The following is a 15384-nucleotide window of genomic DNA, read 5'->3' as shown; positions in this document are numbered from 1 at the left end:
AAAAATATGTAGCTATCTTATAAAAAATATATGATACTAAGCATTCTTTATATCTAAATTTTAAATTATTAAGGTCTTGTAGGTTCTGGATCTATGCCATAAGCTATAATTCCTGAAGGTCTTGTAGGCTCTGGGTCTATGCCATAGTTGCCAATTAGAGAAAGATTAAAAATACTTAAAGATAGTATAGCAGTTGCACATAAAGACAAAATTATTTTTTTAGATTTCATTTGTTTCCCTCCTTTAATAACTTTCTTATTTGTATCTTAACTTCTTCAACATTTTCACACTGAAGGTTAAATAAGATTAGCTTGAGTAGTAGTTTAGTAGTATTATCGAGTGAATAATCATCTAATACATTTATAATATTATTCTCTATTCTTTCTATGCCACTGATATTACTAGTTGAATAGTATATATCAAATAGCAATATTAATATTTCTATTTTTTTTTTATTCTGCATATTTAGCTCTGAATACTCTAATGCCGTTAATAAGAATCTTTCTGCCGAACTAATATCATCTAAATACTTTAACGCTAATGCTAATTCAAAAAAAACATCTACTATATACGGGCTATTTTGATCAACCTTTTCTAACAAGTCCATAACTTTATTCTTACATTCTAATACATTTGCTATAGAACCAGTTGATTTAAATAATTCTATCATGTTGATATATATAATGCACAAGTTTTCAAAATCATCTTCAGCTTCACACATAGAAATAAGTGTTTCATATATTTTTATTGCTTTATCATACTGATGAGTATCCTTATAACAATTACCCTTTAATATTAAAATAGTTTTAATAACTGTGTACTCATCTTTGTATATATGTTTTTCTGCTTGTTGTATACATTTAAGTGCATCACTAAACAAATTCATTTTTTTATATGCTAAAGCATTATTGTAATATAAGCTTGCGATTACTTTCTCAGAGCATATATCAAAAGAATTTATTGCTAAGCTATTTAGTCTTATAGCTTCTTCATATTTTGTTAAACCAATACAAGCAGCACCTAACTTTAGTACAAGTTCATATTTCTTTCTTCTATAAGGCAGAGAAAAACAAGCTTCAAAAGCTTTCGTATAATAGCTATACTCATTAATTCTGTCCTTTTGTAAATAAAATATATCTCCTAGCAGTTCATACAGCTCAGCTTTTTTTTCTAAAATACTCCATTCTTCAAAAAATAGCTCTATATCATTAATATCTTGTTCTAAGTCTTTAAAATCCTTATCTTTGATACGCCTCTTTAGCTTATTTACTAAAACATCTGCCTGTTCTTTAGCCTTAACTCTTTTTGGCTCCAATAGATCTTTATAGTCTACATATACACTATTATTTTTTTGCTCATTAATTTCGTTAATATTTTTAGCAATCAATTTAGCTACTCTTTCATGAAGTGGTGTCTTACCATTCTCAATTAAGCTTATTAGATTTCTTGTTACTTCTCCTCCACTGATTTCATGCTGTCTAATTCCGTATTTTTTTCTAATCTGTCTGAGATTTTGACCTATCGATATTTCCATGTCTATCAACCTTTTTATTTTTATTTCTAATTTTATAGTATCATAGAATAAATATCTTGTAAATAAATTTACTTTTTTATCGAATTTTATTTATTTACTAAATGAAAGCTTTATAATTCTTTGAATTCAGTTTTAGGGTAATAATAACTATTTTAGAGCAATAGAATATATACGGATAGTCTTTGAAATGTACTTTAAATTAGTAGTTGGGGGAATATCATAATGTTTGCTACATATTTCTTTTTTGTTGCTGGTTTGATTCTTATAATTAAAGGAGGAGATTATTTTGTAGATTCGGCAACTTGGGTTGCCAGAGTTACTCAGTTGCCAGAAGTAATTATCGGAGCTACTATTGTCAGCTTAGCTACAACATTTCCAGAAACAATAGTGTCTACTCTGTCAGCAATCCAAGGACAGCCTTCCATGGCTATTGGAAATGCTATAGGATCGACAATCTGTAATACTGGTCTTGTATTAGGTATTTACAACTTAATAAAACCTTCAAAAGTAGAGTCTACCGTCTTCTCTTTTAAAGGTTTGATAATGATCTCATATTTATTATTTTTCTGGATTTTATCAAAAAATAGAGTAATAGGACTCAGATCTTCTATTATCCTGTTATTTTTATTATTTGCTTATATTCTTTTTAACATATTTATTGTTAGATATAAAAAACAAGATAAGAAGAAATTGAAGGTACGAGAAATACCTGATTATAAAGAATCTGTGAAACAAGTGATTCAGTTTATTTTTGGTATTGTCTTAATCCTATTTGGTGCAGATTTACTAATAACTCATGGAGTAACATTGGCAAAGGCTTGGGGGGTTCCCGAAGCCATTATAAGTCTTACCTTAATATCACTTGGAACTTCTTTGCCTGAACTAGTTACAGCCATAACAGCTTTATTTAAAGGTCATTCTGGACTTTCAATAGGAAATATAATAGGAGCAAATATACTTAATATTTGTATGGTTATAGGCGTTTCTTCTCAGTTTGGAACATTAGAAATAACAGATCAAACATATTACTTTGATACTCCAGTCTCAATTATAATAAATTTGTTTCTTATTTTACCTACCATATTTACTAAAAAGATAGGACGATTGCAATCTGTTATTCTTTTAGTTGGGTATTTTACGTATATCCTGATATTATTCAATTAATAATTCCCTGCATCCATTAGGAGCTTTTAATATTCTTTTTATTCTCTGTGAAACTCTACTAAAAAGGAAACTATTGATATTAGTATTAATTTTGTCTAGCATGTAACCATTTTTCAATATTTTTACTATACCGTAATGACAAAAATATTGCTATTACTGATATTATTCCTACTACTATCCAAGAAGTAGTAGACAAAGAAATTACACCATCACCTGCAAACGATGCGAAAATTATGCTTGGTAGTCTTCCAACTATAGTCAGTGCTAAGAACAATCTAACGCTTATATTAGACATTCCTGCTAAAAAGCATAGTGCATCATCGGGAAAGAAAGGTAGAAAAAAAAGAATAAATAAATTTAAAGCAGATTTCCCTATAAATACATTGCTATACTTATCAAAAATAGACTTGCCAATAAGCTTTATAACTAAAGGTCTTCCAAAGGCTCTAGCAAGAAAGAATGCAATAACTGACCCAATTATTATTGCTGAGCCACTTAATAATGATGCTGTCCATCCCCCAAACATAGCTCCTCCAGCAAGTGCAGTGAGATTGCCTGGTATAGGTGATATAATAACTTGCCCTATTTGTATGAAGAAAAATACAACTGGTGCGAAAGCTCCTTGTTTTGCTACAAAGTCTTTAAATGATGCTGGAGATGAAAATATGTTTTTGATTGAATCATATAAATCTCCATTACAAAAAAAGTACGCAATAATTCCAATAATTATTGCAAATATAACTAATTTAACCACAGTATTCTTTTTTAACATTTGTTTCTCCTTATAATAAGTTTTTTGTTAAACTTATTATATAGTTTAATTATTATAATCATCTTAAGTAAATCTTAGAATTTACTTAAGATATTTATAAATTTATAATATGCTTTGCCTTTTCATCAAAAAACCATTCGTAACTCATCACGAATGGTTTTTTGCAATAAATCATTTATTAAACTACTTTTCATTGCTCATACTACAGCTTCCGCTATGGCTACAGCCGCTACAGCCTACGCATTCACCTTTTGATGTCTTCTTCACACTCTTTATTAGTGCATAAAGACCATATCCGAATATAGCAACAGTTAAGACAACAGTTACCATAGATCCAACATTCATAATATCCTCTCCTTTAAATACCAATTCCAATAAATCTTCCAACTTGGAATACTAACATAGCAACAACCCATGCTACTCCAAATTGATAAAAGACAGAAAAAGCAGTCCATTTCCAAGAATTTGTCTCTCTTTTAATTACACCAATTACTGCAACACAAGGTGTATATAAGAGAACAAATACCATAAAAGCATATGCTGAAAGCTGGTTAAAGGTTGAAGACAATAATGGTCCGAATGCTCCTAATTCTCCTTCTAATACTGCCTCAGCTACTGCATCTCCCAATCCATATATTATAGCCATATTGCTAATTACAACCTCTTTTGCAGCTAACCCTGTAAGTAGTGACAATGATGCCTGCCAATTTCCGAATCCTAATGGAGCAAATATAGGAGCAATGGCTCTTCCTATCCCAGCACCTATACTTTCTGTAATTTCCACTGACCCAGAGAAATTATACCCCAATATGAACCAAAGAATTACAGATGCAGCAAATATTATTGTACCAGCTTTTGTTAAGTATCCTTTCACTCTATCCCACACGTGAATAAATGTACTTTTTAACGTAGGAATTCTATACGGCGGAAATTCCATAACAAATGGAGCTCCCTCACCTTTAAATAAAGTTTTCTTAAATATTAAACCAACTATTATTGCAACTAATATACCTAAAGCATATAATGAAAATACTACTACACTCTCGTACCCTGCAAAAAATGCTGACGCAAATAATACATATACTGGTAGTCTAGCTCCACATGACATAAATGGATTTATTAATATTGCTGCAAGTCTGTCTTTTTCATTTTCAAGAGTTCTTGTTCCCATAATAGCAGGCACATTACAGCCAAATCCCATTAACATAGGTATAAATGCTTTACCATTTAGTCCTATCTTTCTCATGGCTCTATCCATAATAAATGCAACTCTAGCCATATAGCCGCTATCTTCAAGTATTGAAATGAAGATGAATAAAATAATTATGTTAGGTAAGAATGTCAGTACCCCACCTACACCTCCAATAATACCATCAACTACTAAGGATTGTAACCAAGCTGCCACTCCAATAGCTTCTAAGCCACTTGCTGCCCATCCAGAAACTGTCTCACTAAAAAATACATCTATCATGTCTAAAAACAGATTACCAATATTAAAAGTAAGATAAAATACTATATACATCATTATTCCAAATATAGGTATCCCTAGCCATTTATTCGTTAATACCTTATCTATTTTGTCTGAAGTAGTCAATTTCTCTGTTTTAGGCTTTTTTACAGATTTTCCTATCACTTCCGTTATAAGCTTATATCTCGTGTCTGCGATTATTGACTCGTAATCATAATCTGTTTCTGCATCTGCTTCTTCTAGAGCAGATGCTTCCTCAAACAAATTTTTGTCCAATAATTTAAACACAGCCTCATCTTCTTCTATTACTTTTAATGCTAGCCATCTAAGGTTATATCTCTCAATTTTAGGATTATCTTTTAAAGAATCAGATATTACTTGTATCTTTTTCTCAATATTATTTTCATACTTAATTGCAGTTGGATTGTATTCAATCTTTTTTTTAGCCAGATTTATAACAGTGTCAGCTATATTTTCTATTCCCTTTTTTTTACTTGCAGTGATAGGAACAACTGGCACCCCTAATAATTTAGACAGCTTATCTATATCAATTTGATAACCTTTTCTCTCAGCTAGATCCATCATGTTTAATGCTATAGCTACCGGTCTTCCAAGTTCAATTAACTGAATAGTTAAGTATAAATTCCTTTCAATATTAGAAGCATCTACAATGTTAACCACTACATCTGGCTGGTTGTCTACAACATAGTTTCTAGCAATTACTTCCTCCATAGAGTACGGCGATAAACTGTAGGTTCCTGGTAAATCAGTAACTAATACTTCTTCTTTATCCTTATATTTGAATTTTCCTTCCTTCTTTTCTACAGTAACTCCCGGCCAGTTCCCAACATATTGCTTAGCACCAGTTAATGCGTTAAACAGGGTTGTTTTCCCACTGTTAGGATTCCCTGCTAGTGCTATGTTAATTTTGCCACTCATTCTATCTCCTCCTTTTTGATTATGATATTCATTCTCATTTAATATGCAAAAAAATTATTCGATAATAATATTCTCTGCATCCGACTTTCTTAATGTTAAATTGTACCCTTTAAGTTTAATCTCAATAGGATCTCCTAATGGTGCAATTTTCTCAACGAGTACTTCTGTTCCATTCGTTACTCCCATATCCATCAAACGTCTTTTTATAGGACCTTTTCCTTTGATACTCAATATTTTTCCTCTTTGCCCTGGCTTTAAATCCTTTAAATTTCTATTCATGAAATCTCCTCCTCAATTTTAAATATATTTTTATTCTGCAAAAAACATTAGGCCGCTTCAACTATAATTTGGTTAGTAACTGAAGAATCTAAAACTAATCTTGATCCTCTAACATTAATTATAGAAGACCCGTTAAGATTATCAGAAATCACAGTTATCATGACTCCTTCAGTTAACCCCATATCTTGAAGCTTCTTCTTTAATTTAGTTCCCCAATTAATAGATTTCAATATTACATTTTGTCCTGCATTAACCATTGAAAGTGGCATAATTTCTCCTCCTCATTTATCTATACTATTTTTTACTATATGTATATGCTAAATTATTTATAATGATAATCATTCTCGTTTATATTGTATTGTTATTTTTATAACATGTCAACACTTTTTCTATTTTTTATTATTTCTATAATTTGTCCATGTACTCCACAATTGATTTGTTGCATTTACTAGCTTTGGATCAAATTGCAGACCACTATTTATCTCTATTTCTTGTCTGCACTCTTCCCAAGATAAAGCTTTTCTGTAAGCGCGTTGAGATGTCATAGCATCTATTGAGTCGCAAATAGATATAATTCTAGATCCTAATGGAATATCTGTAAACTTTAATCCAAGAGGATAACCTCCTCCGTCCCATCTTTCATGATGGTACAATACAATTATAGAAATATCCTTTAGGGTTTTTGAACAATCGAGTATGTTGCTTCCAATCTCAGGATGCTTTTTTATGTAAGCCCATTCATGTTCAGATAATTTCTCTGCCTTGTTTAATATATAATCTGGTACCCCGATTTTCCCAATATCATGCACATGCGTAGCCATATGTATGTCGTCAAGCTCTTTACCTCTTATCCCAAGTAATTTTGCTAAATCATATGACATATCTGCAACTCTACGCGAATGCCCACTAGTATATAAGTCCTTTGCCTCTAATGCCCCTACCAAACAATCAATAATATCATGATATAGTTCTATATTACTTAGACATCCAAGTGACATTTTACCCATTTGTATTTCTCCTTTTTAAATGGTTCTCTATTTAAGATATCGATAATGATTATCATTATCTTGTTTGAATTGTATCAAACTAATTCTAATTTGTAAATGAAATAAGAGAAAATTATTATATCACTTAATTCGATAAAATATATACCTATTATGAATAATCACTTTGTTATCTATTAATATTTAAGAAATGTCATAATAAATTTTGTTCCTACGCCGACTTGACTTTGCGCTTCTATCATTCCATCATGTAACTCAACTATAGACTTTGCTAAAGCTAAACCAATTCCTATAGACTCACTTTTGGTTGGGATATTTGCTTTGTAAAATCTTTTAAAGATATTAGGTAAATCGTCATCTGATATACCTTCGCCTGTATCTTCTACTATAACCCTTTTATACACAGGGTTATCAATTAGTTCAATCCTCACCTCTCCTCCCTTAGGTGTATGTTCTATACCATTCTTGATTATGTTTATAAGAGCCTCTTCCAACCACAATCTATCATGCTCTAGTAATATTTCTTTTTTTTCATAAAACTTTATTTTAACATCTGCTTCTGTAGCCTTACTTTCTAAAGCATCTATAGATTCTTGCACAGTTTCATTTAAGCTTTGGTATTCAATATTAATATCTATAGCATTAGCATCAAGCCTTGCAAGCTTAAGCATGTTTTTAATTAACCATTTCATTCTATTAAGCTGTTTCTGATCATTTACTAAGAAATTGTTTATTTGCTCCTTAGATAGTTCTTTATTAAGCATTATATCGTTATATATTATCATTGATGAAAGAGGGGTCTTTAATTGGTGAGATATATCTGACAGAATATCAACCAAAAACTGCTTTTCTTTTTTTAGATCGTCTATATTGTTTCTAATTACTTGTCTCATGGAGTTAAAGGATAGTGCAAGCTTAGACAGATCTCCCTCTTTACCTTCACTGATAGATATATCATATTCCCCTTCAACAACTCTTTTTGCTCCTAAAGTTAGCCCTCTCATTTTATTATAAAAATATTTATGTTGATGATAATTAAGCAAGAATAATGAAGTACCTAGAAAAATAAAAATAACAATAATAACTAAGTAGTTCTTTACAATAATTGCGTATAAGTATGGAAAGAGCCTGCTTTCTAAGTTCTTGCTTAGCCCATATTCACTTAAATACGTCTTTCCTTTTAATGCCTCTTCTTCAGATATCTCTTTTGTTATAAGTGGCATAATTTCACTTTCTAGTTCTGGACTTTTCTCTATAATTCTTAGTGCAACAGCACCAAGAGTCTTAGTATAATCATCCTTTAAGCTATCGTGATGTAACCTTAAAACAAATAATGTTAAAAGTAAAAATATAACCATTAAGCCCAAAAGAATTATAGAACTTTTTTTTATTTCTGGGTTAACAAAGTAATCTCGCATTAGTATCTACTCCTCAATGACGTCTTTATTCCATTTATATCCTAAACTTCTTTGAGTGACTATATATTCCGGATCTTTAGGATTATCTTCTATTTTATCTCTTATCCTCTTAATATAGACCGAAAGGGTATTTTCTTCAAAAAAGACTTCCTCTCCGTCCACTAATTCACTCAACAGTTCATCCCTTTTTATTGGAATATGTGGTTTATTCATAAATATTAATAAAAGCTTGTATTCTTGTGCGGTTAGTGTAATATCAGTTCCTTTCTTTTTTATAATCGCTTTTGAAGTATCCAGTAGCACATCCCCACTTTTTAAAATACTCCCCTTCAACATATTTTTAGAGTTTCTACGTATCAAGGCTTTTATTCTAGATAAAAGCTCTCTTACTCTAAATGGTTTTGTAATATAGTCATCTCCACCTATTTCTAGCCCTAGTACTATATTGACTTCTTCATCAAGTGCGGTTAAAAAAATTATTGGCACATCACTCTCTAATCTAATATATTTACATAAATCATATCCATTTCCATCAGGAAGATTCACATCTAGTATAATTAAGTCAAACTTCTCATTATTTAATAAACTCTTTGTTCTTTCTACTGTTGATGTCCTAAAAACTTCGTATCCTTCATCTCTCAGTGTAAATTCTATACCTAGTGCCAATGATTCATCATCTTCTACTAATAATAATCTACTCATTTTTTTCACCGTCCTTTAAATACTAAATCCTATTTTTAAGTTAATGATATATCAAAGACTGCTCGAAATAAAGTTATTTTCTTTTAAGAAATATAAAATAGCCTTACATTTTTTTGTAAGGCTATTTTATATTATTATTCTTCCCTTATTGCTTCAATTAAATTTTCTTTTTTAATTCTTGAAAGTGGTGATAAAACTGATAAATATGCAATGACTATAGAGCATAGGCCTGCTATCAGCATTGCACTCCATGGAATTTTCCATCCAAATTCTCTTATTGAAAATAATCCTTTAAACATTATATATGACAGTACACTTCCAATTATAGATCCATATATAGAGCCAACAATGCCATATAAAACGCCTTCTAGTACTATCATTCTTTTTAACCCCTTTTGAGTTAATCCTATAGATTTAAGCATAGCAAATTCTCTTTTCCTTAATATTATATTTGTTGTTAATGTATTTACAATATTAACACTTCCTATTAAGGATATTACTACAACGAATCCATATAATAATATTTGAATCATTAACAAGGCGGTCTTTTCATTTTTATTATAGTCTATAAAGTTTATTATCCCTAATGAAGGATTAACTGACAAGATCTTTTCTAGCTCTGCTTTCGCTACTTCTTGATTATCTACGTCTTTAATTATGATGTTTAAATTTCGAGGTTTTATAGTCTCTTTACCAGTTAGCTTTCTTGCAACATCATCAGTGGTAATTATTTTTAATCTATCCTCAGGTCCTCTAAAAGTAAACGGATCTTTTTCAAGAACTGCCATAACCTTTACCTTTTTAACTTCTCCATTTCCAAACTCAATTTTATTTTCTAGTGATTCATTATATTGAAGATATATCTCATCTCCAACCTTTATGTTAGCAGCTGGACCGTAATATGTTCTTTCTGAGTTTTGATTATATATTCTATTCTTATTGATAATAATTACACCATTTTCATTATTCAGCTTTTCCAGATCAATGTTACCAGACTCAATGTATTTCTTTGAAATCTCTAAAGAGGCTTTATCGTATACATTTATACAACTGGATATTAATGTCTTTTCTTCTCCCTCAAAATCAATACTTTTATATATTTTCCCTATATTCTGAACTTCTTTAATTTCTTTATTTTTGTCTACCACTGCATGAAAATAATACGGTTTATAAATTTTATAAAGCTTATCAATGTGCTTTGATGATTTAATATTATCTATTATTTTATTATCGATAACCATGTCCTCTTCTGAAGTGTTGTTGTCCCATACAACAGAATAGTGTACATTTTTGGACTCGTTATTATCCTGTGATATTAACAACGACATATCCATCAGAGATGTAAAGGTTACGAATAAAATAACGCTTATTATTATTGAAAATACTGTGATTCTGTATCTTTTCCTATTTCTTTTTATATTTTTAGAGGCTAGTTCTCCTTCAAAGCCAAATATCTTTCTAGCAATCACATTTTTTCTTCTTTTAAATTTCTCTTTTGTTATAGACGCTCTGCTGCTAATAGCAACAAGTGGCGATACTTTTCCTGCAAAAAGTGCTGGTAATAATGCAGAAATATATATTGAAATTATCCCAACAATTGCACTTATAGCTAAAATCATAGGTGATATTGATGGCTTCATAATGCTGACTGAGTCCCCACCGATTAATTTAAATACAATACTAATCAAATATATAGCTATTACTCCAAATAGTAAACCAATTGGCACACCTATCATAGCTAAAATAGTTGCTTCTCTTAGTACAATTCGCTTTATTTGTTTTGGAGTTGCTCCCACAGCCCTTAGAAGTCCAAACTGCTTTATTCTTTCTACAACACTTATTTGAAAAGAATTATATATTACTGCTATTGTTGCAATTACAACTATCAGAATTATTACCCCGATTACTAGATATAGCCCTGCTAAGTCTGAATTAATGTCTCCTGCACCTTGTACAATAAGAAGATAGGTATTTTCTCCAATAGTACTCTCATCAGCTAGCTGTTTTAATTCTCTTACAGAGCTCTTTAGATTTGTCTTTGAGCTTATCTCCACTAATAACATTGCCTTCTCTTTATTTATGTCATTACTTTTTAATAGCAATATTGCTTTGTCATCTATCTGATTCTGAATATTGTCTTCTAGTATTCCTACAAGAGTGTATTGTTTATCCTTAACTTTTATTTTATCCCCAACCTTAGCATCTATATCAATATATTTTAATGCCCATTTTTCGATTGCTACTTCATCTAACTTTTGTGGAAGTCTTCCTTCTTTTACTTTATAAGGAAGCAGCTCCAACGCTTTATCTGAAGCAATCATTTCACTCACTACTATTTTTTCTCCAATTTTTATTTCTTCTCCCAATGCAAGTAGCCCACTGCGTGAAACCCTAGGATTATTTGTTGCTTTAGCTAATAGCTTATCATCCACTTTTTGAAAAATTAAATGATATGAGCCATAAGTGTTTCTGTATTCCTCTATTTGAGCAAGCTGCATCCCTTTGAAGAAAAGTCCTATAGAAGATATAAGTGCAATTGATAAAACTATTCCTACAATAGTAAGCAATGTTCTCTTCTTATTAGATTTCATGTATCTTCCTGTAAGCTGTTTATAGCCATTCATCGTTCTCTCACCTCCTAGATGTTCTTAAGATATTTATCAGAAGTTATTTCTCCATCTTGAATTGTTATTATCCTATCTGCCATCGAAGCTATATTAACATCATGAGTAATAAGAATTAGTGTTTGATTGTATTTCTTGGCTGTGAGCTTTAACAGCTCAGTAACCTCTTTTGAAGTTTTGCTATCAAGATTTCCTGTTGGCTCATCTGCTAAAATAATTGATGGCTTATTTAATAAAGCTCTTCCTATTGATACTCTTTGCTGTTGCCCACCTGACAGTTCAGATGGAAGGTGACTTTTCCTATCTTCGAGACCCAATATTTTTATAATGTCTGCTAAATAGCTCTTATCTATTTTGTCATTATCAAGTAGTGCAGGGAGAGCTATATTCTCTTCTACGTCTAAGACAGGGATTAAATTATAAAATTGAAAAATAAAGCCCACTTTTCTTCTTCTGAAAATTGCTAGTTTTTCTTCGTTATATTCATATATACTTTCTCCATCTATGATAACATTTCCGCTTGTCGGTCTATCTAATCCACCTAGCATATGAAGAAGTGTACTTTTGCCTGATCCTGATGTACCTACTATGGCAACAAATTCACCTTTATTAACCGATAAATTTATATTTTTAAGTGCTTCTACTTTATTTTCACCTTTGCCATAGACTTTATATAAATCTTTAACTCTTAAAATCTCCATATATATCTCTCCTTATTTTTTCTAATAACTACATTCTAATTATACTTAACCCTTTTTCATAAAACCATTTCTGTTATCTTGCAAAAAATAATATTATCTTACTAAGATGTAAGAATCTCGTTAACACTTGCATTAATAAAAAATTAGAACAATGTGATAATTGCAACATTTTTAAAGGTTTTACTTTTTTAAAAAATAGAACTATAAAGAAAAAAACAGAAATAAAAATTTGACGAATTTTTGACGTAAAAAAGAGAGTGACAATTAATCTATGTCACTCTCTTTTATTTTTACCATAATTCTTTTAATATAAAATTCCCTCTTTCAGTTATCCTTATAGATCTAGGTATAGTATCTTTTTTAGTTATGCAACCATCTTTTTCTAGCCTGTTTAAATACCCATGCACTGTACTAGAAGATTTTAAGCCTAGTAAATCACATAAGTTTCTAACCGTTGGACTTATACCGTTTGCATTTATATATACATCAATAGCTCTTAGTACATCTTTTTGTTTTCTCGTAAGCATACTATAACCCCCTTAAGCTGTCATTATTTATTGCTAAAGTAATCTTAATTTCATTATATACGAACAAATATTCGGTGTAAAGAATGAAGAAAGAGCATAGCTCATATGCTATACTCTTAAAGATTACATTTCAATATAATATCATGAAGCTTTTCTTCTCCATATATTTCTTCTATTAGATTCAAATACTTATCTTTATCTATAGCAAGAAATAAAGTAGGTAAATACTTCTCAAAGAATTGAGCCTGTGTCATGTCGAGATGCTGTAGCATCTTATCTGTTATTTCTTTTAATTCAGGTGTAACTTGTGCTTGTAACCTAGGGTTTTGAGCCTTTGCCATTGTAGGACCTCCTATTTTTTAACTTCTCTATAGGCTTTTAGTGCGATTAATAAAGCAATAATGCTTATAACTAAAGAGATATATTTTAACATAAACAATTCCCTCCTGTTATTATATTTCAATTATATGTTATAATATATATAAAAGAAAGTTTTATATAGGGGAGATACCAGCTCCCCTATACTATTTCTTAGATTTTCTTTTGCGAGGGTTCTTCTTTTTTGAAGAACTCTTTTTGCTTTGTCTTACAGTTTCTAGTGCTATGATTGATGTTGCTAAGTTTACTAGTGAGATTGTTAGGTTTATTAATTCTTCTGTTTGACTTCCATCTTTCAATTTCTTACCCCCTTTCTTAATTATATTATACTCAATATATTGAGTATTGTCAAGCATATTTTAGAAATTTATTCATAAAAAACAGAATAATCCTTTCAGACTATTCTGTCTTACATATACGTTGTATGTAACCGTTTTGTCCTAAACATTGTTTTTTGTCAACTATACTTTACAAATGCAGTTGAAAGTTTTTTACTAATTTTATTGTGTTTTGTCAAGCACAATATTAAAAATGTTAGTCTTTGTCAAGTAGTTTTCTCTTTAAAGTAAAGTAAACTTAAAGGAGAAAAAGTTTTAAAAAAGTCAACCATAATAAAATCTCTTGGGTTACATATTTCATAATTTTTCTCCTTTTTGCTTTTATTTCTTTAAACCATAACAGCATATTATTAAAAAAATGTAAACCGTTAATGTATATATTTTTATTTTATTATCATTGATATACTAAAGAATAAGTTTGCATAGAAAAAAGACTAGAGATCATTCTAGTCTTTAGTGTAAATCTTGCCCCAGTATTGTTTTTCTGCTGTAATTCTAGCTTCTTTTGCTTCATCTAAGGTATCATAACGGCCTAGATATATTGATTTTCCTTGATGCCCTATGTGAGCTTGATACTTACCTTCATTTATAACTACACCTTTAACTCCAGTTTTATTTTTCTTGCTTAATTTCTGCTTTCTTGACAATTCTTCTCTTGTATCAATTTCTATATTTTCTTTTCTACAGTCAAACTTGTCTTTGTTTTTATATGAATAGCATTTATCAGCTTGTAATCTACCAAAAATCATTTCTGTTAAATGTAGTTTTTCATTATCAATATTGACTGTTGCATATCCTTGATTATCAGTGTATATTTTAAAACCCTTTATTATTTCTAAGTATTCATTGTCTATTATGACTTTACCCTTTACGTTGTTATTGAAGTCATATACTATTATTTCTGCATATTTTTCTTTAATTACTATTTCATTTTCTTCAAATCTAGTTCTAGCTAAAACTTTATTATGTCTTAGATATTGAGCGTAGTGTTTACCACACAAACTATTAGTTTTTGCTTTATTATTGCAACCTTCGACCTTGCAATTGACATAATCACTAACTTCTCTACTCACCTATTTCACTCCATTTTTTGTAGCCCTCACTGCTATAATTACCTGAAACGTGTTCTTTAATTAGTTCTAGCAGCTCTCCTGAAAGCTCCTCTATTTCATCTTCTTTTTCATATAATAGATCTATATCATCTTTTCCTTGTAGCAGTTCTTTTTCTACTAACTCTTTAGCTAGTTCGTCTAAGAATCTATCGCAGTTATCACTGTCGTCAATAAATCCTAATCTATTCATTTCGTTTTCAATCTCAATTTTGGCTATTTCAAGCAGCTTTTCTAACATTATAATTTCCTCTTCATTATTTTTTATAGTTATTACCTTCCCATCAAAAAATAACTTTAAGTCTCTATCATCTTCGCTCAGTCCCATTTCTCTAATCCACAGTGCAGGAAGGGTAGCTCTAAAGGTAGAATTACCCGCTCCTGCTTTATTAACTATCATTCTTGCTTTTCTCTTTTCCATTTCAGT

The 15384-nt window shown here is 30.3% G+C and carries 18 protein-coding genes; 1 reads left to right on the top strand and 17 read right to left on the bottom strand.

What is annotated here, in order from left to right; all coding sequences use genetic code 11:
* Positions 1-68: 68 nt before the first annotated feature.
* On the bottom strand, positions 69-230 hold the full coding sequence (locus HNR33_RS14660; RefSeq protein WP_429084664.1) for a hypothetical protein: 162 nt from the start codon (positions 228-230) through the stop codon (positions 69-71).
* The gene (locus HNR33_RS14655) at positions 227-1534 is read right to left on the bottom strand and encodes a hypothetical protein (protein ID WP_429084662.1); all 1308 of its coding nucleotides are present in this window, start codon (positions 1532-1534) and stop codon (positions 227-229) included. The genes HNR33_RS14660 and HNR33_RS14655 overlap by 4 nt, the downstream gene beginning before the upstream one ends.
* A gap of 222 nt (positions 1535-1756) precedes the next feature.
* Between HNR33_RS14655 and HNR33_RS14650 the strand changes: the two genes are divergently transcribed.
* The gene (locus HNR33_RS14650) at positions 1757-2698 is read left to right on the top strand and encodes a calcium/sodium antiporter (protein ID WP_429084660.1); all 942 of its coding nucleotides are present in this window, start codon (positions 1757-1759) and stop codon (positions 2696-2698) included.
* Between the two features lie 85 nt (positions 2699-2783).
* Here the strand turns inward: HNR33_RS14650 and HNR33_RS14645 are convergent, their stop codons facing one another.
* The 15 genes from HNR33_RS14645 to HNR33_RS14575 form a co-directional block, all read right to left on the bottom strand.
* Positions 2784-3470 (bottom strand): TVP38/TMEM64 family protein, encoded by a 687-nt coding sequence (locus HNR33_RS14645; RefSeq protein WP_429084658.1) that lies wholly within the window; start codon positions 3468-3470, stop codon positions 2784-2786.
* A gap of 183 nt (positions 3471-3653) precedes the next feature.
* A complete protein-coding gene (locus HNR33_RS14640; RefSeq protein WP_429084656.1) occupies positions 3654-3815 on the bottom strand; it encodes a FeoB-associated Cys-rich membrane protein in 162 nt (53 codons plus the stop codon).
* Positions 3816-3828: 13 nt separating this feature from the next.
* On the bottom strand, positions 3829-5877 hold the full coding sequence (feoB, locus tag HNR33_RS14635; RefSeq protein WP_429084654.1) for a ferrous iron transport protein B: 2049 nt from the start codon (positions 5875-5877) through the stop codon (positions 3829-3831).
* 54 nt (positions 5878-5931) lie between these two features.
* A complete protein-coding gene (locus tag HNR33_RS14630; RefSeq protein WP_429084652.1) occupies positions 5932-6156 on the bottom strand; it encodes a FeoA family protein in 225 nt (74 codons plus the stop codon).
* A 47-nt stretch (positions 6157-6203) separates the two neighbouring features.
* Positions 6204-6425 (bottom strand): FeoA family protein, encoded by a 222-nt coding sequence (locus HNR33_RS14625; RefSeq protein ID WP_429084650.1) that lies wholly within the window; start codon positions 6423-6425, stop codon positions 6204-6206.
* Positions 6426-6545: 120 nt separating this feature from the next.
* Positions 6546-7163, bottom strand: coding sequence for an HD-GYP domain-containing protein (locus HNR33_RS14620; protein WP_429084648.1), 618 nt, complete (start codon positions 7161-7163; stop codon positions 6546-6548).
* 173 nt (positions 7164-7336) lie between these two features.
* Positions 7337-8578 (bottom strand): sensor histidine kinase, encoded by a 1242-nt coding sequence (locus tag HNR33_RS14615; RefSeq protein WP_429084646.1) that lies wholly within the window; start codon positions 8576-8578, stop codon positions 7337-7339.
* A gap of 6 nt (positions 8579-8584) precedes the next feature.
* The gene (locus HNR33_RS14610; RefSeq protein WP_429084644.1) at positions 8585-9280 is read right to left on the bottom strand and encodes a response regulator transcription factor; all 696 of its coding nucleotides are present in this window, start codon (positions 9278-9280) and stop codon (positions 8585-8587) included.
* A 134-nt stretch (positions 9281-9414) separates the two neighbouring features.
* Complete coding sequence (locus HNR33_RS14605; protein WP_429084642.1) at positions 9415-11904, bottom strand: ABC transporter permease; 2490 nt, start codon at positions 11902-11904, stop codon at positions 9415-9417.
* A 14-nt stretch (positions 11905-11918) separates the two neighbouring features.
* Positions 11919-12605 carry an ABC transporter ATP-binding protein gene (locus HNR33_RS14600; RefSeq protein WP_429084640.1) on the bottom strand — a complete coding sequence of 229 codons (687 nt, stop codon included), beginning with the start codon at positions 12603-12605 and terminating at the stop codon, positions 11919-11921.
* A 290-nt stretch (positions 12606-12895) separates the two neighbouring features.
* Positions 12896-13132: a LexA family protein gene (locus HNR33_RS14595; protein WP_429084638.1), complete on the bottom strand. Its 237-nt coding sequence runs from the start codon at positions 13130-13132 to the stop codon at positions 12896-12898.
* A gap of 116 nt (positions 13133-13248) precedes the next feature.
* Positions 13249-13473 carry a hypothetical protein gene (locus HNR33_RS14590; RefSeq protein WP_429084636.1) on the bottom strand — a complete coding sequence of 75 codons (225 nt, stop codon included), beginning with the start codon at positions 13471-13473 and terminating at the stop codon, positions 13249-13251.
* 183 nt (positions 13474-13656) lie between these two features.
* A complete protein-coding gene (locus HNR33_RS14585; protein ID WP_429084634.1) occupies positions 13657-13809 on the bottom strand; it encodes a hypothetical protein in 153 nt (50 codons plus the stop codon).
* Between the two features lie 485 nt (positions 13810-14294).
* Entirely contained in the window at positions 14295-14921 is a 627-nt protein-coding gene (locus tag HNR33_RS14580; protein ID WP_429084632.1) for an AP2/ERF family transcription factor, read from the bottom strand.
* Positions 14914-15378 (bottom strand): hypothetical protein, encoded by a 465-nt coding sequence (locus HNR33_RS14575; protein ID WP_429084630.1) that lies wholly within the window; start codon positions 15376-15378, stop codon positions 14914-14916. The genes HNR33_RS14580 and HNR33_RS14575 overlap by 8 nt, the downstream gene beginning before the upstream one ends.
* Between the last annotated feature and the right edge of the window lie 6 nt (positions 15379-15384).

The sequence above is a fragment of the Brassicibacter mesophilus genome (assembly GCF_050433385.1).
In the GTDB taxonomy this organism is placed as follows: Bacteria; Bacillota; Clostridia; order Tissierellales; family Proteiniboraceae; genus Brassicibacter; species Brassicibacter mesophilus.
Note: the sequence above shows the minus strand (reverse complement) of the source record. Positions and strands in the feature narration are given on the sequence as shown.

Excerpts from the sequence above, each read along its gene's own strand:
- HNR33_RS14615 (WP_429084646.1), bottom strand. The coding sequence starts at position 8,578 with ATGCGAGATTACTTTGTTAACCCAGAAATAAAAAAAAGTTCTATAATT.
- HNR33_RS14650 (WP_429084660.1), top strand. The coding sequence starts at position 1,757 with ATGTTTGCTACATATTTCTTTTTTGTTGCTGGTTTGATTCTTATAATT.
- HNR33_RS14595 (WP_429084638.1), bottom strand. The coding sequence starts at position 13,132 with ATGCTTACGAGAAAACAAAAAGATGTACTAAGAGCTATTGATGTATAT.
- HNR33_RS14610 (WP_429084644.1), bottom strand. The coding sequence starts at position 9,280 with ATGAGTAGATTATTATTAGTAGAAGATGATGAATCATTGGCACTAGGT.
- HNR33_RS14605 (WP_429084642.1), bottom strand. The coding sequence starts at position 11,904 with ATGAATGGCTATAAACAGCTTACAGGAAGATACATGAAATCTAATAAG.
- HNR33_RS14655 (WP_429084662.1), bottom strand. The coding sequence starts at position 1,534 with ATGGAAATATCGATAGGTCAAAATCTCAGACAGATTAGAAAAAAATAC.
- feoB (WP_429084654.1), bottom strand. The coding sequence starts at position 5,877 with ATGAGTGGCAAAATTAACATAGCACTAGCAGGGAATCCTAACAGTGGG.
- HNR33_RS14590 (WP_429084636.1), bottom strand. The coding sequence starts at position 13,473 with ATGGCAAAGGCTCAAAACCCTAGGTTACAAGCACAAGTTACACCTGAA.
- HNR33_RS14600 (WP_429084640.1), bottom strand. The coding sequence starts at position 12,605 with ATGGAGATTTTAAGAGTTAAAGATTTATATAAAGTCTATGGCAAAGGT.
- HNR33_RS14625 (WP_429084650.1), bottom strand. The coding sequence starts at position 6,425 with ATGCCACTTTCAATGGTTAATGCAGGACAAAATGTAATATTGAAATCT.
- HNR33_RS14620 (WP_429084648.1), bottom strand. The coding sequence starts at position 7,163 with ATGGGTAAAATGTCACTTGGATGTCTAAGTAATATAGAACTATATCAT.
- HNR33_RS14575 (WP_429084630.1), bottom strand. The coding sequence starts at position 15,378 with ATGGAAAAGAGAAAAGCAAGAATGATAGTTAATAAAGCAGGAGCGGGT.
- HNR33_RS14640 (WP_429084656.1), bottom strand. The coding sequence starts at position 3,815 with ATGAATGTTGGATCTATGGTAACTGTTGTCTTAACTGTTGCTATATTC.
- HNR33_RS14660 (WP_429084664.1), bottom strand. The coding sequence starts at position 230 with ATGAAATCTAAAAAAATAATTTTGTCTTTATGTGCAACTGCTATACTA.
- HNR33_RS14645 (WP_429084658.1), bottom strand. The coding sequence starts at position 3,470 with ATGTTAAAAAAGAATACTGTGGTTAAATTAGTTATATTTGCAATAATT.
- HNR33_RS14630 (WP_429084652.1), bottom strand. The coding sequence starts at position 6,156 with ATGAATAGAAATTTAAAGGATTTAAAGCCAGGGCAAAGAGGAAAAATA.